The 23,236-nt window shown below is 74.9% G+C and carries 22 protein-coding genes; 8 read left to right on the forward strand and 14 right to left on the reverse strand.

The genetic code is table 11. From position 1 onward, the window contains the following. Nucleotides 1-5: 5 nt before the first annotated feature. Nucleotides 6-785, forward strand: coding sequence for a phosphate ABC transporter ATP-binding protein PstB (gene pstB, locus FHN55_RS19980; protein WP_139714165.1), 780 nt, complete (start codon nucleotides 6-8; stop codon nucleotides 783-785). A gap of 143 nt (nucleotides 786-928) precedes the next feature. On the opposite strand, the gene FHN55_RS19985 is transcribed toward pstB, so the two are convergent. The 3 genes from FHN55_RS19985 to FHN55_RS19995 form a co-directional block, all read right to left on the reverse strand. Further along, nucleotides 929-1,936 (reverse strand): inorganic phosphate transporter, encoded by a 1,008-nt coding sequence (locus tag FHN55_RS19985; protein WP_139714166.1) that lies wholly within the window; start codon nucleotides 1,934-1,936, stop codon nucleotides 929-931. A gap of 4 nt (nucleotides 1,937-1,940) precedes the next feature. Beyond that, entirely contained in the window at nucleotides 1,941-2,567 is a 627-nt protein-coding gene (locus FHN55_RS19990) for a DUF47 domain-containing protein (protein WP_139714167.1), read from the reverse strand. Nucleotides 2,568-2,631: 64 nt separating this feature from the next. Then, on the reverse strand, nucleotides 2,632-2,883 hold the full coding sequence (locus FHN55_RS19995; protein ID WP_139714168.1) for a hypothetical protein: 252 nt from the start codon (nucleotides 2,881-2,883) through the stop codon (nucleotides 2,632-2,634). A 312-nt stretch (nucleotides 2,884-3,195) separates the two neighbouring features. Between FHN55_RS19995 and FHN55_RS20000 the strand changes: the two genes are divergently transcribed. Then, complete coding sequence (locus tag FHN55_RS20000) at nucleotides 3,196-4,251, forward strand: PHP domain-containing protein (protein ID WP_139714169.1); 1,056 nt, start codon at nucleotides 3,196-3,198, stop codon at nucleotides 4,249-4,251. On the opposite strand, the gene FHN55_RS20005 is transcribed toward FHN55_RS20000, so the two are convergent. Beyond that, entirely contained in the window at nucleotides 4,235-6,286 is a 2,052-nt protein-coding gene (locus tag FHN55_RS20005) for a bifunctional diguanylate cyclase/phosphodiesterase (protein ID WP_139714170.1), read from the reverse strand. The two genes, FHN55_RS20000 and FHN55_RS20005, sit on opposite strands and share 17 nt — an antisense overlap. A 124-nt stretch (nucleotides 6,287-6,410) precedes the next feature. Further along, entirely contained in the window at nucleotides 6,411-7,445 is a 1,035-nt protein-coding gene (gene galE / locus FHN55_RS20010) for a UDP-glucose 4-epimerase GalE (protein WP_139714171.1), read from the reverse strand. Nucleotides 7,446-7,483: 38 nt separating this feature from the next. Between galE and FHN55_RS20015 the strand changes: the two genes are divergently transcribed. Further along, nucleotides 7,484-8,170, forward strand: a complete 687-nt coding sequence (locus FHN55_RS20015) for an HAD family hydrolase (protein WP_139714172.1) — start codon at nucleotides 7,484-7,486, stop codon at nucleotides 8,168-8,170. 41 nt (nucleotides 8,171-8,211) lie between these two features. On the opposite strand, the gene FHN55_RS20020 is transcribed toward FHN55_RS20015, so the two are convergent. The 5 genes from FHN55_RS20020 to FHN55_RS20040 all read right to left on the reverse strand — a co-directional run bounded on the left by FHN55_RS20020 (nucleotide 8,212) and on the right by FHN55_RS20040 (nucleotide 14,318). Continuing rightward, nucleotides 8,212-8,697, reverse strand: coding sequence for an ATP-binding protein (locus tag FHN55_RS20020; RefSeq protein WP_257571152.1), 486 nt, complete (start codon nucleotides 8,695-8,697; stop codon nucleotides 8,212-8,214). Beyond that, nucleotides 8,694-9,695: an NAD(P)-dependent oxidoreductase gene (locus tag FHN55_RS20025; RefSeq protein ID WP_139714174.1), complete on the reverse strand. Its 1,002-nt coding sequence runs from the start codon at nucleotides 9,693-9,695 to the stop codon at nucleotides 8,694-8,696. The genes FHN55_RS20020 and FHN55_RS20025 overlap by 4 nt, the downstream gene beginning before the upstream one ends. Nucleotides 9,696-9,722: 27 nt before the next feature. Continuing rightward, nucleotides 9,723-10,544: an SDR family NAD(P)-dependent oxidoreductase gene (locus tag FHN55_RS20030; protein ID WP_218974855.1), complete on the reverse strand. Its 822-nt coding sequence runs from the start codon at nucleotides 10,542-10,544 to the stop codon at nucleotides 9,723-9,725. Beyond that, complete coding sequence (locus tag FHN55_RS20035) at nucleotides 10,541-11,614, reverse strand: NAD(P)-dependent alcohol dehydrogenase (protein ID WP_139714175.1); 1,074 nt, start codon at nucleotides 11,612-11,614, stop codon at nucleotides 10,541-10,543. Before FHN55_RS20035 ends, FHN55_RS20030 begins: the two co-directional genes overlap by 4 nt. Before the next feature lie 193 nt (nucleotides 11,615-11,807). Further along, nucleotides 11,808-14,318 carry an RNA helicase gene (locus tag FHN55_RS20040; RefSeq protein WP_139714205.1) on the reverse strand — a complete coding sequence of 837 codons (2,511 nt, stop codon included), beginning with the start codon at nucleotides 14,316-14,318 and terminating at the stop codon, nucleotides 11,808-11,810. 250 nt (nucleotides 14,319-14,568) lie between these two features. Here FHN55_RS20040 and FHN55_RS20045 point away from each other — a divergent pair, with 250 nt between their 5' ends. Further along, the gene (locus FHN55_RS20045) at nucleotides 14,569-15,474 is read left to right on the forward strand and encodes an ATP-binding protein (protein WP_139714176.1); all 906 of its coding nucleotides are present in this window, start codon (nucleotides 14,569-14,571) and stop codon (nucleotides 15,472-15,474) included. A 32-nt stretch (nucleotides 15,475-15,506) separates the two neighbouring features. On the opposite strand, the gene FHN55_RS20050 is transcribed toward FHN55_RS20045, so the two are convergent. Then, nucleotides 15,507-16,874 carry a TrpB-like pyridoxal phosphate-dependent enzyme gene (locus tag FHN55_RS20050; protein WP_139714177.1) on the reverse strand — a complete coding sequence of 456 codons (1,368 nt, stop codon included), beginning with the start codon at nucleotides 16,872-16,874 and terminating at the stop codon, nucleotides 15,507-15,509. Between the two features lie 66 nt (nucleotides 16,875-16,940). On the opposite strand from FHN55_RS20050, the gene argG reads away from it, so the two are divergent. Continuing rightward, the gene (gene argG / locus FHN55_RS20055; protein WP_139714178.1) at nucleotides 16,941-18,377 is read left to right on the forward strand and encodes an argininosuccinate synthase; all 1,437 of its coding nucleotides are present in this window, start codon (nucleotides 16,941-16,943) and stop codon (nucleotides 18,375-18,377) included. 61 nt (nucleotides 18,378-18,438) lie between these two features. Here the strand turns inward: argG and FHN55_RS20060 are convergent, their stop codons facing one another. Next, entirely contained in the window at nucleotides 18,439-19,407 is a 969-nt protein-coding gene (locus tag FHN55_RS20060) for a YafY family protein (protein WP_139714206.1), read from the reverse strand. 104 nt (nucleotides 19,408-19,511) lie between these two features. On the opposite strand from FHN55_RS20060, the gene FHN55_RS20065 reads away from it, so the two are divergent. Continuing rightward, nucleotides 19,512-20,072, forward strand: coding sequence for a DUF664 domain-containing protein (locus FHN55_RS20065; protein WP_218974856.1), 561 nt, complete (start codon nucleotides 19,512-19,514; stop codon nucleotides 20,070-20,072). 74 nt (nucleotides 20,073-20,146) lie between these two features. Here FHN55_RS20065 and mgrA read toward each other — a convergent pair whose 3' ends face one another. After that, the gene (mgrA, locus tag FHN55_RS20070; protein WP_139714179.1) at nucleotides 20,147-21,178 is read right to left on the reverse strand and encodes an L-glyceraldehyde 3-phosphate reductase; all 1,032 of its coding nucleotides are present in this window, start codon (nucleotides 21,176-21,178) and stop codon (nucleotides 20,147-20,149) included. Between the two features lie 215 nt (nucleotides 21,179-21,393). Here mgrA and FHN55_RS20075 point away from each other — a divergent pair, with 215 nt between their 5' ends. After that, nucleotides 21,394-21,729, forward strand: coding sequence for a DUF4333 domain-containing protein (locus FHN55_RS20075; RefSeq protein ID WP_139714180.1), 336 nt, complete (start codon nucleotides 21,394-21,396; stop codon nucleotides 21,727-21,729). A 68-nt stretch (nucleotides 21,730-21,797) separates the two neighbouring features. Here FHN55_RS20075 and FHN55_RS20080 read toward each other — a convergent pair whose 3' ends face one another. Next, the gene (locus FHN55_RS20080; RefSeq protein WP_306821828.1) at nucleotides 21,798-22,718 is read right to left on the reverse strand and encodes an oxidoreductase; all 921 of its coding nucleotides are present in this window, start codon (nucleotides 22,716-22,718) and stop codon (nucleotides 21,798-21,800) included. Between the two features lie 21 nt (nucleotides 22,719-22,739). On the opposite strand from FHN55_RS20080, the gene FHN55_RS20085 reads away from it, so the two are divergent. Next, nucleotides 22,740-23,228: an SRPBCC family protein gene (locus FHN55_RS20085; protein ID WP_139714182.1), complete on the forward strand. Its 489-nt coding sequence runs from the start codon at nucleotides 22,740-22,742 to the stop codon at nucleotides 23,226-23,228. Nucleotides 23,229-23,236: the final 8 nt, after the last annotated feature.

The raw sequence follows: 23,236 nt of genomic DNA on the forward strand, positions 1-23,236 counted from the left end.
CGGCCATGAGCAAGCGCATCGACGTCTCTGACCTGAACATCTACTACGGCGACTTCCTCGCCGTCGAGGGCGTCTCGATGGCCATCGAGCCCCGCTCGGTGACGGCCTTCATCGGTCCGTCGGGCTGCGGCAAGTCGACGTTCCTGCGGTCCCTGAACCGCATGCACGAGGTCATCCCGGGCGCCCGCGTGGAGGGCAAGGTCGTCATGGACGGCCAGGACCTCTACGCCTCCGACGTCGACCCGGTGGACGTGCGCCGCACCATCGGCATGGTCTTCCAGCGGCCCAACCCGTTCCCGACCATGTCCATCGCGGAGAACGTGCTCGCCGGGGCCCGCCTCAACAGCAAGCGGATGCGCCGCTCCGAGGCGGACGACCTGGTGGAGTCCTCCCTCAAGGGCGCCAACCTCTGGAACGAGGTCAAGGACCGCCTCGACCGCCCCGGCGCCGGCCTGTCCGGCGGCCAGCAGCAGCGCCTGTGCATCGCCCGCGCCATCGCGGTGCGACCCGACGTGCTGCTCATGGACGAGCCCTGCTCCGCGCTCGACCCGATCTCCACGCTCGCCATCGAGGACCTCATCCAGGAGCTCAAGAGCGAGTACACGATCGTCATCGTGACCCACAACATGCAGCAGGCCTCGCGCGTCTCCGACGCCACGGCCTTCTTCAACATCGCGGGCACGGGCAAGCCGGGCAAGCTGATCGAGATGGCGGACACCGCCACGATGTTCTCCAACCCCAGCCAGAAGGCCACGGAGGACTACGTCTCCGGCCGCTTCGGGTGACCCGACGCTCCTCGCCCACGAGGAGCCCAGCGCACCGCACGGGGGCGCCGACCGGTCCGGTCGGCGCCCCCGCCGCGTCTGCGCCCCAGGCGCCGTCGGGCCCTCCGACCGCGACCAGGCCTCGGCTGCGGTCCCGGGGGGCGTCAGCCGAGCAGGGGGAGCAGCGCAGCCGCGCAGAGCGCTCCCGCCACCGCCGAGGCGGGGGCGGTGAGCACCCAGAACCAGGCGATGCGCCGCAGCACCCGCCGCCGCACCGCCGAGGGGCGGCGCACCGCCCCCGCGCCGGCGATGGCCGCCGTGACGGTCTGGGTGGTGGAGACGGGCACGCCGAACCCCGCGGCGGACAGCGCGAGGACCCCCGTGGTGGTGGCCTCGGCGGCGAAGCCGGCCGCGGGGTCGACCGCGGTGATCCGCTCACCGAGGGTCCTCACGATGCGCCAGCCCCCCGCCAGGGTGCCCAGCGCGAGCGCGCCCGACGCGGAGGCCATGACCCACCAGGGCACCTGGGACCCGTGGGGCAGGGCCCCGGCCGCCACGAGGGCCAGGAGCACCACGCCCATGGTCTTCTGGGCGTCCTGGAGGCCGTGCCCCACCGCGACGCCGCTGCTGGAGACCACCTGGGCGTAGCGGAAGAGCCGGTGGGCCCGTCCGGGCGCGGCGTGCCGCAGGAGCCACGCGACCGCCACGGCGACGAGACCGGCGACGACGAAGCCGAGCAGCGGCGAGACGAGCAGCGGCAGCGCCACCTGCAGCGCGGCACGGCCCCAGTCGACGCTGGCGCCGACCACCGCACCCGCACCGGCCAGGCCACCGACGAGGGCGTGGGTGGAGCTGCTGGGGACGCCCCGCCACCAGGTCAGCGCGTTCCAGGCGATGGCGCCCAGCAGGGCGGCCAGCACCAGCACCAGCCCGTCCGCGCCGTCGAGCGGGGTGAGGACGCCGTAGGCGACGGTCTCCGCGAGGCGGCTCCCCAGCAGCCCTCCGAGGCCGTTGAGCGCGGCGGCGATGACGAGGGCCGCGAGCGGGGTGAGCGCCCCGGTGACGACCGGGGTGGCGATGACGTCGCTGGCGTCGTGGGCGCCGTTCACCACGGCGAAGGCGAGCGCGGCGACCACGACGACGACGAGGAGCGTCCCGGTGGCGGGGTCCAACGGCTCAGGCCTCCTGGACGGCGATGGTCTCGACCGTGCGGGAGAGCAGCGCGAAGGCGACCGCCACGGCCTGCAGGCGGTCGGCGACCTCCTTGGCGGCGAGGACCTCCAGCAGGTCGGCCGCGCCGCGAGGACCACCGCGGTGCACCTGGGCGAGGACCTCCCGGTGGACGCGCCCCACCTCGCGCTCGAGGCGGCGGACCTCCACCCAGTAGTCGACGAGGTCGCGGACGGACCGCAGCCGCGCCAGCGCCGGGGCCGTCAGCTCGGCCTGGCGCTGCACGAGGGCCACCTGCTCGACGACGGCGGCCGGCAGCTCGCCGACGCGGGTCGCCACCACGGCGTGGGCCGCCGCGGCCTGGGCGCCCACGCAGTCGTCGAGGCCGTGGGCCAGGGCCACGAGGTCGCGGCGGTCGAAGGGGGTGATGAAGCTGGAGGTGACGCGACGGACCACGAGGCGGGCGGCGTCGTCGGCGAGCCTCTCCACGGCGGCGAGCCGGTCGGCGAGGTCCGAGCGGTCCGCCGCGCCCGCGCCGAGCATCCTCACGAGCACGTCCGATCCGGTGACGACGTGCTGGGCGAGTGCCGCGACGTCGTCGAAGAGGGCGCTGTCGCGCGGCAGCAGGCGCATGGGTGGTGCTCCAGGGACGGTCGGCTCCGGCCGTGCCGGGAGGAACAGGTTAGGACAGCGGCGCTCAGGCCCCGTGGGCCTGAGCGGCGGACCCCCGTCCGGAGGCGTCCTGGGGCGCCTCGCTCACCTGGTCGGACGCACCCCCGGCCGGCTCGTCACCGTCCTCGGGGTCGCCGGAGGCCGCCACGCCCAGGAGGCGGTCGATCTCGGCCTGGGGCAGCACGTCACCCGCCTCCGAGGCGGCGACGACGAGGTCCCCGTACAGCTCGATCTCCTCGGCGAGGGCGTCGTCGTCGAGGCGCCGGCTGCGCTCCATCCCTGCACGGTAGCGGGCGGCGGGGCGGACCATCAGCCGAAACCCCGGCGGTGAGGCCGCAGGTGGGGGGCACCAGCCGCCGTCCGGGCGGCGAGAGGGGGGGTCCCGCCGCCCGGACGACGGGTCCGAGGCCCTCGAGGGGGTCGCGGCCGGGCGCTGCGCGCTCGACGTCCCTCACCCGGGGGTCATGACGATCGTACGTGCCCGCGCTCCCGACCGTGACCGGACCAGCCCGGCCGGAGGAGCGGCGGCCTCCTGGCACGAGCGCCGGCACGACCTGCGGGCGGCTCGAGGCCCTGCTGGGATGGCCGGGTGCACCCGGTCGACGCGCTCCGCCGCACGGCGTTCCTGCTCGAGCGCGAGCAGGCGGCCACGCCGCGCGTCAAGGCCTTCCGCACCGCCGCCGCCGTCCTGGCGGGCCTTCCCGACGACGAGCTGGCGCAGCGCCTGGGCGCGGGCACGCTCACCGAGCTGCGCGGCGTGGGACCGAAGACGGCCGCGGTGGCCGTGCAGGCGGCGCAGGGCCTCCAGCCGGACTACCTCGGCGAGCTGGAGCGGCGCCGCGAGGAGTCCGGCCCCCTGGTGGACCTCGACGAGGACGGCGCGGCGCTGCTGGCAGCTCTGCGGGGCGACCTGCACGTCCACAGCGACTGGAGCGACGGCGGCTCACCGCCCCAGGAGGTGGCCGCGACCGCCGTGGAGCTGGGGCACGAGTACCTGGCCCTCACCGACCACTCGGGGGGGCTGCGGGTGGCGAACGGCCTGTCGCCGCGGCGGCTCGAGCGCCAGCTGGACCTGGTGGCCTCCCTGGCCGAGCAGCTGGCGCCGTTCCGGCTGCTGTCCGGCATCGAGGTGGACATCACCGAGGCGGGCGGGCTGGACTGCCCGGACGAGCTGCTGGAGCGCGTCGACGTCGTCGTCGCCTCGGTGCACAGCAGGCTCGGCGGGCGCAGCAGCAGCGAGGAGATGACCGCGCGGATGCTCGGCGCCCTGGAGCACCCGCGGGTGCGGGTGCTGGGGCACTGCACCGGGCGGCTGGTGTCACCGGGGGCCGACGAGCACCGGCCGGCGAAGCGGGCCGAGGCGCCCTTCGACGCCGCCGCGGTCTTCGCGCGCTGCGCGCAGCGGGGGGTGGCGGTGGAGGTGAACTCCCGTCCGGAGCGGCTGGACCCGCCGATGAGGCTGCTGCGCCAGGCGCTGGAGGCGGGCTGCCTGGTGAGCATCGACACGGACGCCCACGCCCCGGGGCAGCTCGACTGGCGGGCCTTCGGGGTCGCGCGCGCTGCGGGCGCCGGGGCCGGTCCCGAGCGGGTGGTCACCACCTGGCCGCTCCAGCGGCTCCTGGGGTGGCTCAGGGACGCAGGCTGAGCGCGCGCTGGCGCAGCGTGCGCGCTGACGCGGGCGCGGCCGCCGGCGCGGAGGGAGAGGGCACCGGCGTCCGCGCCGCGACCGGGGCCGGGGCCGGGGCCGGAGCGGCACGCAGGGCGGCCGGCGGGGCCGCGACCGGCGCGGGCGCGGCGGCCCAGGCGCCGAAGCGCGCCGCCCTGGCCCGCTCGTGCCACGAGCTGACCACGGCGTCGAGGTCGGCCTCGGGGGTCGGCCGCCCGAACCAGTAGCCCTGGCCGTGGTCGCAGCCCATCTCCACGAGCATGCGGGCCTGCTGCTCGGTCTCGATGCCCTCGGCGATCACGGTGAGGTGGTGGGCGTGGGCGAGGTCGATGACCGCCTGCACCACGGCCGTGGCGGAGGTGTCCAGCCCCAGCCGCGAGACGAAGGCGCGGTCGACCTTCATGAAGGCCAGCTCCAGCGCCGACATGTAGCTGAGCGCCGACCAGCCGGTGCCGAAGTCGTCGATGCCGACGCCGACGCCGAGGTCCGTGAGGCCGTCGAGGGTCCGGCGGGCGTGCTCCCCCTGGTCGAGCAGGGAGTGCTCGGTGATCTCCACGAGGAGCCGTGCGGGGTCGGAGCCGGACGTCTGCAGGGCACCCCGCACGAGCACGGCGAGGTCCGGGCGGGACAGGGTCCGCGAGGACATGTTGACGGCCACGGTCGGCAGGTCGTGGCGGGGCCCTGCGACGGCGACCGCGCCGGTCTCGGGCAGGGCGATGGCGGTGGGTGCGCCGGAGGCCGGGGGCCGCCAGCGCTGGGCGAGCCCGCTGGCGCGTCCGAGCACCCACTCGTCCATGCGCGTCACCAGGCCGGTCTCCTCGGCCACCTCGATGAAGACCAGCGGCGACAGCGGGCCCTGCTCGGGGTCGAGCACGCGGGCGAGCGCCTCCACGCCCACGACCTCGCCGCTGGCCAGGTCCACCACGGGCTGGTACAGCACCTGCATGCGGCCGGCGTCGAGGGCGGAGCGCAGCATCGCCTCGGTGCGCACGCGGCGGGCGGCGGCCTCCTCCAGCGCCGGGGAGTGGTGAGCGGCGCGGTCGCCCCCGTCGCGCTTGGCGCGGCGCAGCGCGAGCCCGGCGCGCCGGACCACGTCGTCCGCGCCCACCTCGTCACCGCCGGTGGTGACCAGGCCGATCGAGGCGGTCAGGGCCAGGGGGTCGGGGACGCCGGGGACGACGAGGGGGCGCCGCAGCGCCGCGCCGAGCTGCTCGGCCAGGGCGCCGGCGTCGGGCGGGGCGGCCAGCACCGCGGGCTCACCGGCGGCGCCCCCGGCCACGGGGGTGGCGCTCACGGCGACGGCGAAGACGTCGCCGTCCAGGCGCGCCACCACGGACCCGCGCGGCGCGGCGGTGCGCAGCCGGTCGGCGCAGGCGACGAGCACGCGGTCGCCGACCGTGCGCCCGAGCGCGTCGTCGAGCACGGAGAACCTGTCGACGTCCACCAGTGCGAGGACGGTGCCGCCGCGGCGGCGCTGGCGCTCCGCCTCGCGGGCGTCGCGCTCGAGGTGGGCCAGCAGCGCGGGCCGGGTGGCGAGGTCGGTGAGCGGGTCGCGCTGCCCCAGGGGCGCCGCGGCGGTGATGTCGACGGCGGACCCGTACAGGCGAGCGGCCTCACCGCGCGCGTCCAGCTCCACCTCGGTCCAGGCGTGCACGCGGCGGTGGACGCCGTCGGCGCCGACCAGGTCGAACTGCTCCTCGCCGCCGCGCCGCGCCTCGCGCACCACGAGCAGCCAGGCGCGCACGCGCGCGCGGTCCGCGGGGACCACCAGGGAGGTCCACCACTGCATGGAGGGCGTGGTGGTCGCGGGGTCGCTGCCGGCGATGCGGTGCATGCCCTCGGACCACGTGAGCTCGCCGGTGAGGAGGTCGAGCTGCCACACGGCGGCGCTGATGCTCCCGGCCGCCTCCCCGCGCCGCGCTGCGGGGAGCGCACCCGGCTCCGTCACGCGGTCGCGGCGGGCGGACGGCGGTGTCGCCGTCTGCGCGCTGGGTGACCACGGGGGCGGGGGCATGCCCAGAGGGTGTCACCGCGCGTGACCGATCCGACGTGAAACGGCCCAGACACGCCGGGGCGGCGGCGAACCCCTGAAGCGATCTCACTCAGCGTGACCAAGTGAGCACTCAGGGCTCAGTGGATCAGGCGCCGGCGTACCCCTGCGGGTTGGACGTCTGCCAGCGCCAGGTGTCGGCGCACATCTCGTCGAGTCCCCGCTGGGCGGTCCACCCGAGGTCGGCGCGGGCGCGCGCCGGGTCGGCGTAGGAGACCGCCACGTCGCCGGGACGCCGCGCAGCGACGCGCACCGGGACCTCGTGACCGCAGGCGCGCTCGAACGCGGCGACCACCTCGCGCACGGAGGAGCCGTGGCCGGTGCCGAGGTTCCACGCGCGGGCCCCCGCGCCGCGCCCGCCGCCCGAGAGCCCGGCCAGCGCGCGCAGCGCGGCGACGTGGCCCTCGGCGAGGTCCACCACGTGGATGTAGTCGCGCACCCCCGTGCCGTCAGGGGTGTCGAAGTCGTCCCCGAAGATCGTCAGGTGCTCCCGGCGGCCGACGGCCACCTGCGCGATGAAGGGCACGAGGTTGTTCGGCACCCCGCGCGGGTCCTCACCGATGCGGCCGGACGGGTGCGCACCCACCGGGTTGAAGTAGCGCAGCAGCGCCACCGACCAGCGGTCGTCGCTCGTGGCGACGTCGCGCAGGACCTGCTCGACCATGAACTTCGTCCAGCCGTAGGGGTTGGTGGCCCCCAGGGGGGAGTCCTCGGTGAGGGGCATCTCCGTCGCGGCGCCGTAGACGGTGGCCGAGGAGCTGAAGACGAGGGTGCGGCAGTCGACGGCGTCCATCGCCTTGACGAGGTTGAGGCTGCCGCCGACGTTGGCGCGGTAGTAGCGCTCGGGCTGGGCCACCGACTCCCCCACGGCCTTCAGCGCGGCGAAGTGCACCACGGCCTCCGGCCGGACCCGCTGCAGCGCCGACAGCACGGCCGCCTCGTCGGTGACGTCCACCTCGAGCAGCTCCACCTCGCGCCCGGCGATCTCGCCGACCCGGCGGACCGCCTCCGCGCTGGCGTTGGACAGGTCGTCGAGCACGACCACGTCGTGCCCCTCCTCCAGCAGCGCCACCGCGGTGTGGCTGCCGATGTACCCCGCTCCGCCGGTCACCAGGATGCGCACGGTTCGCGACGCTACACGGACGGTGCGAGGCTCGAAGGATGGCTGCCTCGGCGAACCACCTTCCGGACGCGGTGCTCTTCGACGTCGACGGCACCCTGGTCGACTCCAACTACCAGCACGTCGTGGCGTGGGCTCGGGCCCTGGCGGGGGTCGGCGTGGTGGTGCCCGCGCCCCGGCTGCACCGGGCCGTGGGGATGGGCGGGGACCAGCTCGTGGCCGCGGTGGCCGGCGACGACGTCGAGCGCGAGCACGGCGACGCCGTGCGCGCGGCGTGGAAGCGCGAGTACCTGGCGCTGCTGGACCGGGTCCCGCCGCTGCCCGGCGCCGCCGACCTGCTGCGGGCCTGCCACGAGCGGGGCCTGAAGGTGGTGCTCGCCAGCTCCAGCCCCGGCGACCTGCTGGAGCGCCACAGCGCCATCATCGGTGCGGACGTCGTGGACGAGGTGGTCGACGCCGTCACGACGGCCGACGACGTCGAGGCCTCCAAGCCCGCCGGGGACCTGTTCGCCGTGGCGGCGCAGAAGGTGGGGGCGCAGCGACCCGTGGCGGTGGGCGACTCCCCGTGGGACGCGCGCTCGGCGCACGCCGCGGGGGCGGGCGTGGTGCTCGTGCGCTCGGGCGGGTTCTGCGACGAGCTGCTGCGCGCCGAGGCCCCGGACGCGCCCCTCTACGACGACGCCGCGGACCTCCTGGCCCAGCTGGACGGCTCCCCCCTCGGCCGCTGAGGTCGGCCGCCGAGGTCAGGGGGCTGGGTCAGGGGGCCGGGTCAGCTGCTGACGCGGAACCAGACCACCTTGCCCGTGGCCTGGCGGGGGACCCGGCCGCCGAACACCGCGGCGAGCGGGCCGGGCAGCGCGGGAGCCGCCGGTGGGGCGCTCGCCGTCGTCGTCGAGGTGGCGGCACCGGTGGCAGCGGGCTCGGGCTCGCGCAGCCCGCCGTCGCGCACCCCCCACTCCACCGACAGCTTGTCGACGAGCTCCAGGCCCCGGCCGCTCTCCTCGAGCAGGTCGGCGTCGCGCAGCACCGGGTGGTCGGGGCTGCCGTCGGCGACCTCCACGAGCACGCTGCCGTCGGCCTCGAGCTCCACGTCCATGGTCACCAGCGAGCCGGCGTGGACGACGGCGTTGGTCACCAGCTCCGAGGCGAGCAGCTCCACGCGGTCCCGGGCCTCGGGCGTGCACAGCACGCCGAGCTCCTTGCGCACGAACGCCCGCGCCAGCAGCGGGGCCCTGGTGTCCTTGGGAAGCCTCACGCGCACGGCAGCACCCTGCCACCGAGGTCGACCTCCCCGTGGGAACTCAGCCACACCAGTGCCTCGCGCAGCACCTGGGGGCTGGTCCACCGGGGCGCGTACCCGAGCAGGCGCCGGCCCTTCTCGACCGACGCGCTGTGGTTGCGCACGAGGTGCTCCCAGGAGGCGCCCGCGTGCTCGGCGCCCTCCTCCTCCCCCAGCCGGGAGGTGCAGCCGGCGCGGAACTCCTCCCAGCCGACGGCGCGCAGCCTGGCCTCCTGCCCGAACCACGACGCCACCTCCTGCGCGAGCCCGCGGACGGTCCAGCCGCGGTCGGAGACGGCGAAGAAGCTCTCCCCCACCGCCGCGGACCGGTGCTCGACGGCCCGCTGGAAGACCTGCGCGACGTCGTCGGCGTGCACGTGGTGCATGAGCTGGTGACCGCCCTCGGGCACCGCCAGCTCCTCACCCGCGGCGAGCGCCTCCCACACGCGGGGGTCGGTGTTGCCGAGGGGGTTGATGACCCGCCAGCCGGGTCCGCTGATGTGGCCGGGGTGGACGACGGTGGTGGGCACGCCGCCGCGGCGGGACTCCGCGAGCAGGAGGTCCTCGCAGGCGACCTTCTGCACGCCGTAGTCGCCGAAGGGCTCGCGCGGGTCCTCCTCGCGCAGCGGAGCGGCCGCGGCCCGCCCGTGCGTCCAGATGGTGCCCGCGTGCAGGAGGTGCCCCACGCGTCCGCGCAGCGCCTCCACCAGCTGCTGCGCCTGCTCGGGCCGGAAGCAGACCATGTCGACGACGACGTCGGCGCCCAGGTCGGCGATGCGTCCGCCGAAGGTGCCGGCGGCCTCCTCGGCGTCCCTGTCGACGGTGACGCGCTGCACCCGTGTCCACGCCTCGTGCGGGCGGTAGGGCTCGCGGGTGCCCCGGGAGAGGGCCACCACCTCGTGCCCCGCGCTGACGAGGCGGGGCACGAGGTAGGTGCCGACGTGGCCGGTGGCTCCGATGACGACGACGCGCACGGGACTCCTGTCGCTGGGTCGAACCGGTCAGTAGACGGTGTAGCCGCCGTCGGCCACCAGCACGGTGCCGGTGATGAAGGTGGCGGCGTCGCTGGCGAGGAAGACCACGCTGGGCGCGATCTCCTCCGGGGAGGCGGCGCGCTGCTGCGGTGCGTCCTCGATCCACTGCCGGCGGAACCGGGGCTCGTCGACAGGGGCCATCGCGGTGCGGACGTACCCCGGGGCGAGGGCGTTGACACGGATGCCGTGCGGCGCCCACTCCGCGGCCAGCGACTTCGTGAGCTGGTGCACCGCCGCCTTGGACGCGTTGTACGCGGCCTGCTCCTGCGGGCGGTTGACGATGATCGCCGAGATCGAGCCGATGTTGACGATCGAGCCGCCCCCGGCCTCGCGCATGTGGCGGCCCACCGCGAGGGAGGTCTTCCACAGCGCCCGCACGTTGAGGTCGAACACCGCCGACCACTCCTCGTCGGGCACCTCCCAGCTGGACCGGTGGAAGCACGTGCCGGCGTTGTTGACCAGCACGTCGATGCGCCCGCCGAGGCCCTCGAGGGCCTCGGCGGTGGCGCGCTCGACGTCGGCGTCGACGGTGAGGTCGGCGTCCACGCGGACCAGCTCGACACCCTGCTGGGCGGCCTCGTCGACGAAGGCCTGCGACCGGGCCCCGTCGCGGGCGATGATCGCGACCTTCGCCCCGGCGGCGGCCAGGCCGAGCGCGAACGCCCGGCCGAGGCCCTGGTTGCCACCGGTGACGACGGCGGTGCGCCCGTCCAGCCGGAACGGGTCCTGGCGCGTCGACGCCACCGACGCGTCGGCGGTCGTGCCGCCGGCCTCGCTCGCGGCGGTCACCGCCAGGGCTCCACGACGGACTTCAGGCTCTCCGGGTCCTTGTCGGAGTCGAGCGCGTCGGCGGCGTGGTCGAGGTCGTAGCGGCCGGTGACGAGGGAGTCGACGTCGACCTGGCCCGACGCCACCAGGTGCGCGGCCAGCGGCCAGGTGTCGGTGTACCGGAAGATGCCGGTGAGGAGGATCTCGTTGTCCTGGATGTAGCTCACCGGCAGCGTCAGCTCCGGGTTGCCCAGGCCGACGAGCACGGCGGTGCCGCCTCCGCGCACGGAGCGGATGCCGGAGGTGATGGCCGGCGGGGCGCCGGAGGCGTCGATGAAGGAGTCGACCTGGAGGGCCGTCACGTCGGTCTCGCGGGGGTCGACGGCGCTCGTGGCGCCGAAGCCCAGCGCGCGCTCGCGGCGGGGGGCGACGAGGTCGGTGATGATGACCTCGCGGGCGCCGAAGGCGCGGGCGACCTGGGCGGTGATGATGCCGATCGGGCCGGCGCCGGCGATGAGCACCCGCTGGCCGGGCACCACGCGGGCCTTGCGCATCGCGGCGATGCCCACGCTGAGCGGCTCGAGCAGGGCGGCGGCGTCGTCGGAGAGGCCGTCGGCCACCGGGAAGGCGAACTCCGCCGGGGCGGTGACGTACTCGGCGAAGGAGCCGTCCACCGGGGGCGTGGCGTAGAAGCGCATGTGCGGGCACAGGTTGTAGCGGCCGGCCAGGCACTGCGAGCAGTGGTGGCAGGGGCGCTGCGGGTCCACGGCCACGCGCTCGCCCACGCGGGACGCGTCCACGCCGGAGCCGACGGCCACCACGGTGCCGCCCATCTCGTGCCCCAGGACCATCGGGGACTCGACGACGAACTCGCCGGCGCGCATGTGCCGGTAGTAGTGGACGTCGGAGCCGCAGACCCCGACGGAGCCGACCCGGATGAGCACCTCACCGGGGCCGGCCTCGGGGACGGGGCGCTCCTGCACCTCCACCGTGTTCTCGGCCAGCAGCACGCTGGCCCGCATCGTCTCCGGGAGGCGGTCAGGCACCCCGGGGGCCGCCTGGGCCCTGTTCTGCTCCGTCGCAGCGCTCATGCGGGCCATCATGCCCCGCCGGCGCTGAGAACGTTCTCAGCCGGGGGGCCTGTCCCCCTCGGTCCCGCACTCGCGCACCCCAGTGCGCCTTCGCGACCCTCTGATCACGCACTGGGCCACCCCAGTGCGGGATGGGGAGCCGTCGATGTTGCACTCGGGTGCACGAGTGCGGGAGGGGCGGCCCCAGCCGGGGTCACATGCGCTGGAGCCCGTGGCCGGTGATGACGGCGGTGCCCTCCAGGTCGGAGGCCTCCAGGTCGACCGTGGCGAGGAAGCCCCAGTCGTGGTCGCCCGCGGGGTCGTCGACCACCTGGCGCACCTGCCACAGCCGGGCCTCGCGGTCGTGCTGCACCTGCAGCAGCGCGGGGGCCCTCGACGCCGCGGAGACCCCGACGTCGTCGTGCTCGGCGTAGTAGTCGGCCACCACCGCCTGCCAGGCGTCGAGGTCGAGCTCGGGGTCCAGCTGGGCCAGGTCCCACGCGCGGCGGCGCGCCAGCAGGTCCACCCGCTGCCACATGGCGTTGCGGACCTGCACGGTGAAGGCGCGCACGTTGGCCGTGATGCCCCGCAGGGCCGGGGGCGGCGGCGGCGCCCCGCCCTCGACGAGCGCCTCGGGGTGGGTGAGCGCCTCCCACTCGTCCAGCAGGCTGGAGTCGGTCTGGCGGACCACCTCGCCGAGCCACTCGATGACGTCGTCGAGGCCCTCGACGCGCCGGTCCTCCGGGACGGTCTGGCGCAGCGCCCGGTAGGCGTCGGACAGGTACCGCAGCACCGCCCCCTCGGAGCGGGACAGGTTGTAGCGGCGGACCAGGTCCCCGAAGGTCATCGCCTGCTCGAGCATCTCGCGCACCACGGACTTGGGCGAGAGCGCGTCCTCCGGGAGCCACGGCGACGTCAGGCGGTACTGCTCGAAGGCCGCCTCGAGCAGCTCCTCCAGCGGCTTGGGCCAGGTGACCTCCTCGAGCAGCTCCATGCGCTCCTCGTACTCGATCCCCTCGGCCTTCATCGCCGCCACCGCCTCGCCGCGGGCCGCGAACTGCTGGGCCAGCAGGATCGGGCGCGGGTCGTCGAGGGTCGCCTCCACCACGCTCACGACGTCGAGGGCGGGGGTGGGCGAGGTGGGGTCGAGCACGTCGAGCGCTGCCACCGCGAAGGTGGACAGCGGCTGGTTGAGCGCGAAGTCGGCCTGCAGGTCCACCGTGAGGCGCAGCGTGCGGCCGTCCTCGTCGGGCTCGGGCAGCCGCTCGACCACGCCGGCGGCCAGCAGCTCGCGCACGATGGCGACGGCCCGCTTCACGAGGCGCACCTGGGTGCCGCGGTCGGAGTGGTTGTCGCGCAGCAGCCGCCGGAACGCCGGCACGGTCGGCGCGGGCCGGGCGATGGTGTTGAGCACCATCGCGTGCGTCACGCGCATCTGGCTGGTCAGCGGCTCGGGCGGCGCCCCGACGATGCGCTCGAACGTCGCCTGGTTCCAGCTCACCTCGCCCTCCGGCGGCTTCTTCTTGACCACCTTGCGGCGCTTCTTGGGGTCGTCCCCGGCCTTGGCGAGGGCGCGCTCGTTCTCGATGAGGTGCTCGGGGGCCTGCACCACGCATGTGCCGGAGGTGTCGAAGCCCGCGCGCCCGGCCCGCCCGGCGATCTGGTGGAACTCGCGGGCGGAGAGCAGGCGGGTGCGGCGGCCGTCGAACTTGGTCAGGGACGTCACGAGCACCGAGCGGATCGGCACGTTGATCCCCACGCCGAGGGTGTCGGTGCCGCAGATGACAGGCAGCAGCCCCTCCTGCGCGAGCGTCTCCACGAGGCGCCGGTACTTGGGCAGCATCCCGGCGTGGTGCACCCCCACGCCGTGGCGCACCAGCTTGGACAGCACCTGCCCGAACCCCGCCGTGAACCGGAAGCCGCCGAGCGCCTCGCCGATCCGCTCGCGCGCGCCCTTGTCGGCCACGGTCACGGAGAGCAAGGCCTGCGCCCGCTCCAGGGCCGCCGCCTGGGTGGGGTGGACCACGTAGACCGGGGCCTCGCGGGCCTCCAGCAGCTCCTCCAGCGTCTCGTGCACCGGCGTCATGGCCCACCGGTGGTGCAGCGGCACCGGGCGCTCCGCGCCGGCCACGAGGACCGCCTCGCGGCCGGTGCGCCGGCGCAGGTCCTCGGTGAAGCGCGTGGTGTCGCCGAGGGTCGCGGACATGAGGAGGAACTGCGCGCGGGTGAGCTCCAGCAGGGGCACCTGCCAGGCCCAGCCGCGGTCGCGGTCGGCGTAGTAGTGGAACTCGTCCATCACCACCAGGCCGACGTCCAGGTCGGCGCCCTCCCGCAGTGCGCGGTTGGCCAGGACCTCGGCCGTGCAGCAGACCACCGGGGCGGCGGCGTTGACGGCGCCGTCACCGGTGACCATGCCCACGTTCTGGGCTCCCAGCACCTCCACCAGCGCGAAGAACTTCTCGCTGACCAGCGCTTTGATCGGCGCGGTGTAGACGGAGCGCCGCCCCGAGGCCATCGCCGCGGCGTGCGCGCCCAGCGCCACGAGCGACTTCCCGGACCCGGTCGGGGTGGCCAGCACCACGTGCGAGCCGCTCACCACCTCGATCAGCGCCTCCTCCTGCGCCGGGTAGAGGCTCAGACCGCGGTCGGTGGCCCACCCCTCGAAGGCCTCGAAGACGGCGTCCGGGTCAGCGGCCCCCTCGCCCGTCGGGAGGCGGGAGGGCAGGTCCGGGCGCCGGTCCACCTCGAGGTCCGGGAGCGCGGTGGTAGCTGGCACGCCCTCGAGCGTCCCACGCCGCGGCGCCCCGCCCCGCCGCCAGACGCCGCAGGGCGGGACGGTGGCGGGGGACGGCCGAGAGGGTGTCCGTGATGATCTCCGCGGTGCCAGGAACGGTGGCGGTCACCTAGGGTGACACTGCTGGTCGGGCGCTGGTGTCCTCACCCGGTCCCGGTCGAGGTGCGAGGAGGATGGTCAGGTGGGGGTCGAGGCGTCGTGCAGCGGCGGGACGGGGTGGCGCACCGGCACCCGCTACCCGCCCGTGACGGCGTCCGTGCGCGAGGCCCGCCGGTTCGTGGAGACCGAGCTCGCCGCCCTCGGCCGGCCCGACCTGTCCGACGACGCCGGCCTGGTGCTCTCCGAGCTGGCGGCCAACGCCGTGCTGCACGCCCGCACCCCGTTCGAAGTGGTCGTCTCCAGCGCGGACCACCGGTGCGTCCGCGTGGACGTCCTCGACGGCAGCTCCTCCCTCCCGGTCCTCGCGACGGCGCTGCAGACCTCCACGACCGGGCGGGGCATGGTGCTCGTGGCCGCGCTGGCCTCGCGCTGGGGCAGCGAGCGCCTCGAGGACGGCAAGACCGTCTGGTTCGAGGTCGGCGGCGACGACGAGCACGCCGACCCCGACGACCCGAGCGCGGAGGACCTGCTCGCCATGTGGGCCGACCTCGACGCCGTGGTCACCGTCGTCGTCCCCGACCTGCCGGTGGCGGCCCTGCTGGCGGCGAAGGAGCACCTGGACGACCTCGTCCGCGAGCTGCAGATCGTCATGCACGACCCCGTCTTCGTGGCGCGCGCCGAGCACGAGGCGCCGGAGGAGGTGGTGCTGGCGCGCCGCCTCGACGCAGCCGTGCAGGCCTTCGAGCCGGCTCGGGTGCAGGTGCGCACCCAGGTGGTGCGCGCGGCGCGGGAGGGCCGCGAGCGGGTGACCCTGGAGCTGGTGCTCAACCCGGGCGCCGGCGCTGACGCCCGCCGCTTCCTGGAGGCCGTGGAGGACGCTCACCGGCTCTCGCTCACGGGCGTGCTGCTGACCCGCGGCGACGAGCTGGGCCGGCACGCCGCCGTCCGGCGGCTGTACCTCGAGGAGGTCGTGCGCCAGCTGGGCTGAGCGCACGACCCCCGTCGTCCCGGCCGGCGCCGTCAGGCGAGGACGGGCACCGCCGCGAGCGCCGTCCTCAGGTCCTCCTCGGACAGGCCGGAGTCGGTCATGGTGCCCTTGAGGTAGGACTCGTAGGCGGCCAGGTCGAGCAGGCCGTGGCCGCACAGCGCGGTGACGATGACCTTCTCCTCCCCCGTCTCCTTGCAGGCCAGGGCCTCCTGGATGGCGACGGCGAGGGCGTGCGTCGGCTCGGGCGCCGGCACGATCCCCTCGGTCCGGGCGAACCTCACCGCGGCGTCGAAGCAGGCGGTCTGGTCCACGCTGGTGGCGGTCATGAGGCCCAGCTCGTAGACGTGGCTGATGAGCGGCGCCATGCCGTGGTAGCGCAGGCCGCCCGCGTGGATGGGGTCGGGCACGAAGTCGTGGCCGAGGGTGTGCATCTTCATGAGCGGGGTGAGCCCGGCGGTGTCGCCGAAGTCGTACCGGTACTCCCCGCGGGTCAGCGACGGGGCGGAGGCGGGCTCCACGGCGCGGATCTCCGGGCTCATGCGGCCGGCCATCTTCTCCCGCAGGAACGGGAAGCACAGGCCGCCGAAGTTGGACCCGCCGCCGGTGCAGCCGACCACCAGGTCGACGTCGGTCTCCCCGGCCTTGGCCAGCTGGAGCAGCGCCTCCTCGCCGATGACGGTCTGGTGCAGCAGCACGTGGTTGAGCACCGAGCCGAGGGCGTACTTGGTGTCCTCGCGCTGCGCGGCCACCTCCACCGCCTCGGAGATCGCGATGCCGAGGGAGCCGGTGTGGTCCTCGGGGAACGCGCGGCCGGCCTCGGTCAGGCGCGACGGCGAGCGGTGCACCGTGCCGCCGAAGGTCTCGATGAGGGTGCGGCGGTAGGGCTTGGCGTCGTAGGAGCCGCCGACCTGCCACACCTCGCACTCGAGGCCGAACAGCGAGCAGGCGAACGCCAGCGCGGTGCCCCACTGGCCGGCGCCGGTCTCCGTGGTCAGCTTCTTGACGCCGGCCTTGGCGTTGTAGAAGACCTGGGGGACGGCGGTGTTCGGCTTGTGCGAGCCGGCCGGGCTGACGCCCTCGTACTTGTAGTAGATGCGGGCCGGGGTGCCGAGCGCCTTCTCCAGGGAGTGCGCGCGGTACAGCGGCGAGGGGCGCCAGAGGCGGTAGACCTCCTGCACCTCCTCGGGGATGTCGACGTAGCGGTCGGTGCTGACCTCCTGCGCGATGAGGTCCATCGGGAAGAGGCCGGCCAGGTCGTCCGGGCCGATCGGCTGGTGGGTCCCCGGGTGCAGCGGCGGCGGGGGCGGGGCCGGCAGGTCGGGGACGATGTTGTACCAGCGGGTCGGCATCTCCGACTCGTCGAGGAGGTACTTGTGCTGCTTCACCGGTGAAGGCGCCATGCGCGGTGAGCGTAGTGAGCGCCTGGGCTGTGATGGTCTCCGGACCTGCTGGCAGGATCAGGGGCCGTGTCCAAGGTCCTGACCTCCCTGCCCGTCGGCGAGCGCGTCGGCATCGCCTTCTCCGGGGGTCTCGACACCTCCGTGGCGGTCGCCTGGATGCGCCACAAGGGCGCCGTGCCCTGCACCTACACCGCGAACATCGGCCAGTACGACGAGCCCGACATCGACGCCGTGCCCGGCCGTGCCGGCCAGTACGGCGCCGAGCTGGCGCGCCTGGTCGACTGCCGCGAGGCGCTCGTGGAGGAGGGCCTGGCGGCCCTGACGTGCGGCGCGTTCCACATCCGCTCCGCCGGTCGGGCGTACTTCAACACCACGCCGCTGGGCCGCGCGGTGACCGGCACCAAGCTCGTGCGGGCGATGCTCGACGACGACGTCCAGATCTGGGGCGACGGGTCCACCTACAAGGGGAACGACATCGAGCGGTTCTACCGCTACGGCCTCATGGCCAACCCGGCGCTGCGGATCTACAAGCCGTGGCTCGACGCGCAGTTCGTCTCCGAGCTGGGCGGCCGCAAGGAGATGTCCGAGTGGCTCGTCGCCCACGACCTGCCCTACCGCGACTCCACGGAGAAGGCCTACTCCACCGACGCGAACATCTGGGGCGCCACCCACGAGGCGAAGTCCCTGGAGCAGCTCGACACCGGCATCGAGATCGTGCAGCCGATCATGGGCGTGCGGTTCTGGGACCCGGCCGTCGAGATCGAGGCCGAGGACGTCGTCATCGGGTTCGAGCAGGGCCGCCCGGTCTCCATCAACGGGCAGACGTTCTCCTCCCCGGTGGAGCTGGTGCTCGAGGCGAACGCCGTCGGCGGGCGCCACGGGCTGGGCATGTCCGACCAGATCGAGAACCGCATCATCGAGGCCAAGAGCCGCGGCATCTACGAGGCTCCCGGCATGGCCCTGCTCTTCGCGGCCTACGAGCGCCTGGTCAACGCGGTGCACAACGAGGACACCATCGCCACGTACCACTCCGAGGGCCGCCGCCTGGGCCGGCTGCTCTACGAGGGCCGCTGGCTCGACCCGCAGGCGCTCATGCTGCGCGAGTCGCTGCAGCGCTGGGTGGGGACGGCGGTGACCGGCGAGGTGGCGCTGCGGCTGCGCCGCGGCGAGGACTACTCGCTGCTCGACACCACGGGCCCGAACCTCAGCTACCACCCGGACAAGCTGTCGATGGAGCGCACGCAGGACGCCGCGTTCGGACCGGTGGACCGCATCGGCCAGCTGACGATGCGCAACCTCGACATCGCCGACTCCCGCTCCAAGCTGGAGCAGTACGCGGCGCTCGGGCTGGTGGGCCCGGACGCCCCGGGCGTGGGCCTGGTCGGCGGCCTGGAGGCAGCGGCGCTGCAGCCGGGCGGCGCGGAGGAGATCGCGTCCAGCGGCCAGCCCTCCCCCGACGACCGCCCGCTGGACCGTGCGGCCATGGAGTCCGGCACCGACTGACCCCCACCCCCACTCCGTGATCATGGGCGTCCGCCACCTCCCGGGTGGCGGACGCCCATGATCACGATGGGGTGGTGGCGGCGGCGAAGCGGGCCGACCAGACAGCCAGGTGGGAGCGCAGGGCAGCCGGCTCCACCTCGCTGACGTCGCAGGCCGCACGGGCCAGGGCGAAGACCGCCCAGTCGAGGTCCTCGGTGCTCATGACGAGCCGGCACCGGCCGAGGTGCTCGAGCTCCTCCACGTGCGCCCACCCGCCGAGGCGCGCTCGGGCCAGGTCTGCGCGGACGTGCAGCACGGCGCTCACCTCGTGCAGCGCGGGCGCCGTCCGGATGCTGCTCTCGACGACGGCGAGGGCGTCCGGCCCGGGCAGCTCGCGCGGGCGGAACCGGCCGCCCTCAGGACGTGCGGCGGCGACCCTGTCGACGCGCAGCGTGCGCCAGGCGCCGCGGCCGAGGTCCCACGCGAGCAGGTACCAGCGCCGGCCCAGCCGCACCAGGGCGTGCGGCTCCGCGCGCCGCTGGGAGCGGGCGCCGTCGGCGGCGGTGTAGTCCAGGACCAGCCGCTCGGCGTCACGGCACGCCTGCGCGAGCACCAGCAGCACCGCCGGGTCCGGGCCACCGGCGCCGCCCCACGGACCTCCGACCGCCACCGATCGCAGGGCGTCGACCCGGCGCCGCAGCCGCGGCGGCATCACCTGGACCACCTTGGCGAGGGCGCGCAGCGCGGGCTGGGCGCTCGCGTCGTCGTCGCCGGTGCCCGTCGCGGCGCCCTGCAGGGCCAGCGCCAGCGCGACCGCCTCCTCGTCGTCGAGGGCCAGGGGCGGCAGGGAGGCGCCGGCCGCCAGCCGGTACCCGCCGTCGGGGCCGGAGGTCGCGTCGACGGGGTAGCCGAGGTCGCGGAGCCGCTCGACGTCGCGGCGCAGCGTGCGGGCCGAGACGCCCAGGCGCCTCGCGAGCTCACCGCCCGGCCAGTGGGACCGCGCCTGCATCAGCGACAGCAGGCGCAGCGTGCGCGAGGACGTGTTGGCCACGGTCTCGATGATGCTCTCCATCGCGGTCAGGAAGTGGCCGCGACCCCTCCTAGCGTGGTCTCCACCAGGGCGGGGACACCGCCCGACCACTGGAGGAGGCAGTCGTGTTCGCTCCCGGCACCCACACCGAGGCCGAGGTCTTCGCCGGCTTCATCGCGATGCAGCTCGAGGGCGTGCGCGCCGCCGCGTTCGGCCTCACCGACGAGCAGGCCCGGCAGCGGCCGTGCCGCAGCGAGCTGTCGGTGGGCGGCGTGGTCAAGCACGTGACCTGGGTGATGGGGCAGCGCGGCCGGGAGCGCGTCATGGACCAGGCCGGGCACGCGGCCTTCGCGGACAGCTTCGTGCTCCGCGAGGACGAGACGCTCGCCGGGGCGCTCGCCGCGTTCGACGAGGCCCGCGAGACCTACCTCGCCGACGTGCGCGCCACCGACCCGGGCGCCGCGATGACGGAGCCCGCCGCCCCGTGGGACGGCAGGGACGAGCCGACCCCGTCGGTGCAGCGCTACGCGCTGGCGCACGCGGTCGAGGAGTTCGCCCGGCACGCCGGGCACGCCGACGTGCTGCGCGAGCAGCTGGACGGCGCGACGGCCGGCCCGCTGCTCATGGCGGTGGAGGGCGACCCGGGCAACGACTTCGTCCGCCCGTGGAGCCCCGCCCCCGCCTGACCCGCCCTTCGTGATCATGGGCGATCGGCCGCTCGGGGTGGCCGGTCGCCCATGATCACGGCCGGGTGGGTGGGTCAGTCGCCGGCGTCGCGGGCGCCGGCCCACAGGTCGACGCCGGACTCCACGGCGTGCTCGTCGATGGCGGCCAGCTCGTCGTCGCTGAACTCCACCTTCGCCGCGGCGGCCACGTTGTCCTCGACCTGCTGCACGCTGGAGGCGCCGAACAGCGCCGTGGTGATGCGCCGGTCGCGCAGGACCCACGAGAGCGCCATCTGCGCCAGCGTCTGGCCGCGCCCGTCGGCGATCTCGTTGAGGGCCCGCACCCGCGCGAGGTTCTCGTCGCTGAGCATGTCCATGCCGAGCGAGGAGCCGCGCGAGGCCCGTGAGCCCTCCGGCACGCCCTGGAGGTACTTGTCGGTGAGCAGACCCTGCGCGAGCACGGTGAAGGGGATGCAGCCGACGCCCTCGCGCTCCAGCACGTCGAGCAGCTCGGGCTCGACCCAGCGGTTGAGCATCGAGTACGAGGGCTGGTGGATGAGCAGCGGCGTGCCCAGCTCGCGCAGGATCCGCGCCGCCTGGGCGGTGCGCTCCGGGCCGTAGCTGGAGATGCCCACGTAGAGGGCCTTGCCGGCGCGGACGGCGTCCGCGAGCGCCGTCATGGTCTCCTCCAGCGGCGTCTCCGGGTCGGGCCGGTGGTGGTAGTAGATGTCGACGTAGTCCAGGCCCATGCGCTCCAGGGAGGCGTCGAGGCTGGCGCGCAGGTACTTGCGGGAGCCGTGGTCCCCGTAGGGACCGGGCCACATGTCCCAGCCGGCCTTGGTGGAGATGACCAGCTCGTCGCGGTACGGGCGCAGGTCGGACCTCATGAGCTCGCCGAAGTTCTTCTCGGCGGAGCCGTAGGGAGGTCCGTAGTTGTTGGCGAGGTCCATGTGCGTGACGCCGAGGTCGAAGGCGCGGCGCACGATGGCGCGCTGGCCCTCCAGCGACCTGTCGTCACCGAAGTTGTGCCAGAACCCCAGGCTGACCAGCGGCAGGTCGAGCCCGCTGCGTCCGCAGCGGCGGTAGGTCATCGTCTCGTAACGGTCATCAGCGGCGATGTACGTCATGCCTTGCATCGTTGCAGAGGCCCCCGGGGCCCCCGCCGCCAGCAGCCGGGCGCCCGGGTGCGGGCGGCCCGAGACCGTGGCGCGGCCGCGGAGCAGCGCGCCGACGAGCTGCAGGCGGGTCGCAAGCCGGGTGCAAGCGGGGGCGGACAACCTCGGGTCATCGCCCGGAGGCACCCGCCCACCGGGACCAGCACCCACCACCCGGAGGACCCGCCATGTCCCGCACCGCCCGCTGCACCGCCGCCCGCCGCTCGGTCGCCGCCGCTGCCGCCGCCCTGGGCGCGGCCGCGCTGCTGAGCGCCTGCTCGTTCAGCTACGAGGCCGGCACGCCCGACTACTCCGGCGCCGACCTCGCCACCGACGTCACCACCACCCTGGCGGCGCAGTACCCCGAGTCGACCTTCGACGGGATCACCTGCGACGACACGCCGGACGTCGACGAGGGCCAGACCACCGCCTGCCACGGCGTGGTCGACGGTGCCGACATGGACTTCACCATCAACTGGAAGGACTCGGAGGGGAACTTCGCCATCGACGCCGTCGAGGCCTGATCCGCTCCTGACCCGGACGGCGCTGAGCGTCCGTCCGGGCCGGCCAGCAGCCCGGTGGCCGCAGGGGGTCAGCGGGCTGCTGCGCGCTCCAGCGCGTCGACGCCGGTCAGCTGCGCGGACAGCGCCCACAGGTCAGCGGCGAGACCGAGGTCGCTGGCGAGGGCGGTGCGGCCCACGAGGCGCGGGGCACCGCGCACCTCACCCGGACCCGACGGCCCGAGGAAGGAGCCGCCCGGCAGGTCTGCCGTGGCGGCCGCCAGCGTGGGCTGCGCACCGGCGGCGGCGCTCTGCGCGACCACGCGGTTGCCGATGCCGGTGAGCCGGTCGGCGAGGGCGTTGCCGCTGCGCCCCTGGAGGTTCGTCGCGGCCCAGCCCGGGTGCGCGGCGAGCACCCGCTGCCGCGACCCGCTGGCGTGCAGCCGCCGCTGCAGCTCGAGGGCGAACAGCAGGTTGGCCAGCTTGCTCTGCGCGTAGGCGCCCGAGGCGCTGTAGGAGCGGTGCTCCCAGTTGAGGTCGCCCAGGTCGACCTTCCCGGCCTTGTGGACCAGGGAGCTGAGGACGACGACGCGCCCGTCCTCGTGCAGGTGCGGCAGCAGCCGGCAGACCAGCGCGTGGTGCCCGAGGTGGTTGGTGCCGACCTGGCTCTCGAAGCCGTCCGCGGTCCGCGCGAACGGCACCATCATGATCCCCGCGTTGGCGACGACGACGTCGATGCGCCGGGCGTCGTCGTCCTGCTGCGCCCAGCTGTCGGCGAAGGCGCGCACGCTCGCGAGGTCGGACAGGTCCAGGCGGCGCACCTCGGTGGTGCCGGCCAGGCCGGCGGCCACGCGCTGGCCCTTGGCGGTGTCCCGCACGGCCAGCACCACTCGCGCGCCCCGCGCGGCGAGCTCCTTGGCGCTCTCGCGGCCCAGGCCGCTCGTGGCGCCGGTGACGAGCACCGTGCGGCCGGTCTGGTCGGGGATCTGCGCGGTGGTCCAGGGCGTCGCCACCACCTCACGCTAACCTCCGCCGTGGCCTCGCCCCAGACGTACACCGTGGAGCGCTCGACGGTGGTCGCAGCAGCTCCCGACCGCATCCGCGCCGAGGTCGACGACCTGCACCGCTGGCGCGCGTGGTCGCCCTTCGAAGGGCTCGACCCGGCGCTGCAGCGCACGTACGGCGGGCCGGCCTCCGGTCCCGGTGCCACCTACGCGTGGTCGGGCAACCGCAAGGCCGGGCGCGGCACGATGGAGGTGCTGGAGTCGACTCCGGGCGCCGTGCGCGTCTCCGTCGTCTTCGAGAAGCCCTTCCCCTCGACGAGCACGTCGACGTTCTCGCTCGTGCCCGAGCCCGCAGCCGACGGGGCGCCCCGGACGCGCGTGACCTGGTCCATGACCGGCCCGCGGCCGCTGCTGCTGCGCGTGCTCGGGTCGGTGATCAGCATGGACAAGGTCCTCGGGAAGGACTTCGAGCGCGGGTTGCAGCAGCTGCGCGCCGTGGCCGAGGCACCACCCGCCTGACAGCCGCC

Source organism: Streptomyces sp. NP160 (genome assembly GCF_006335115.1).
In the GTDB taxonomy this organism is placed as follows: Bacteria; Actinomycetota; Actinomycetes; order Actinomycetales; family Quadrisphaeraceae; genus Quadrisphaera.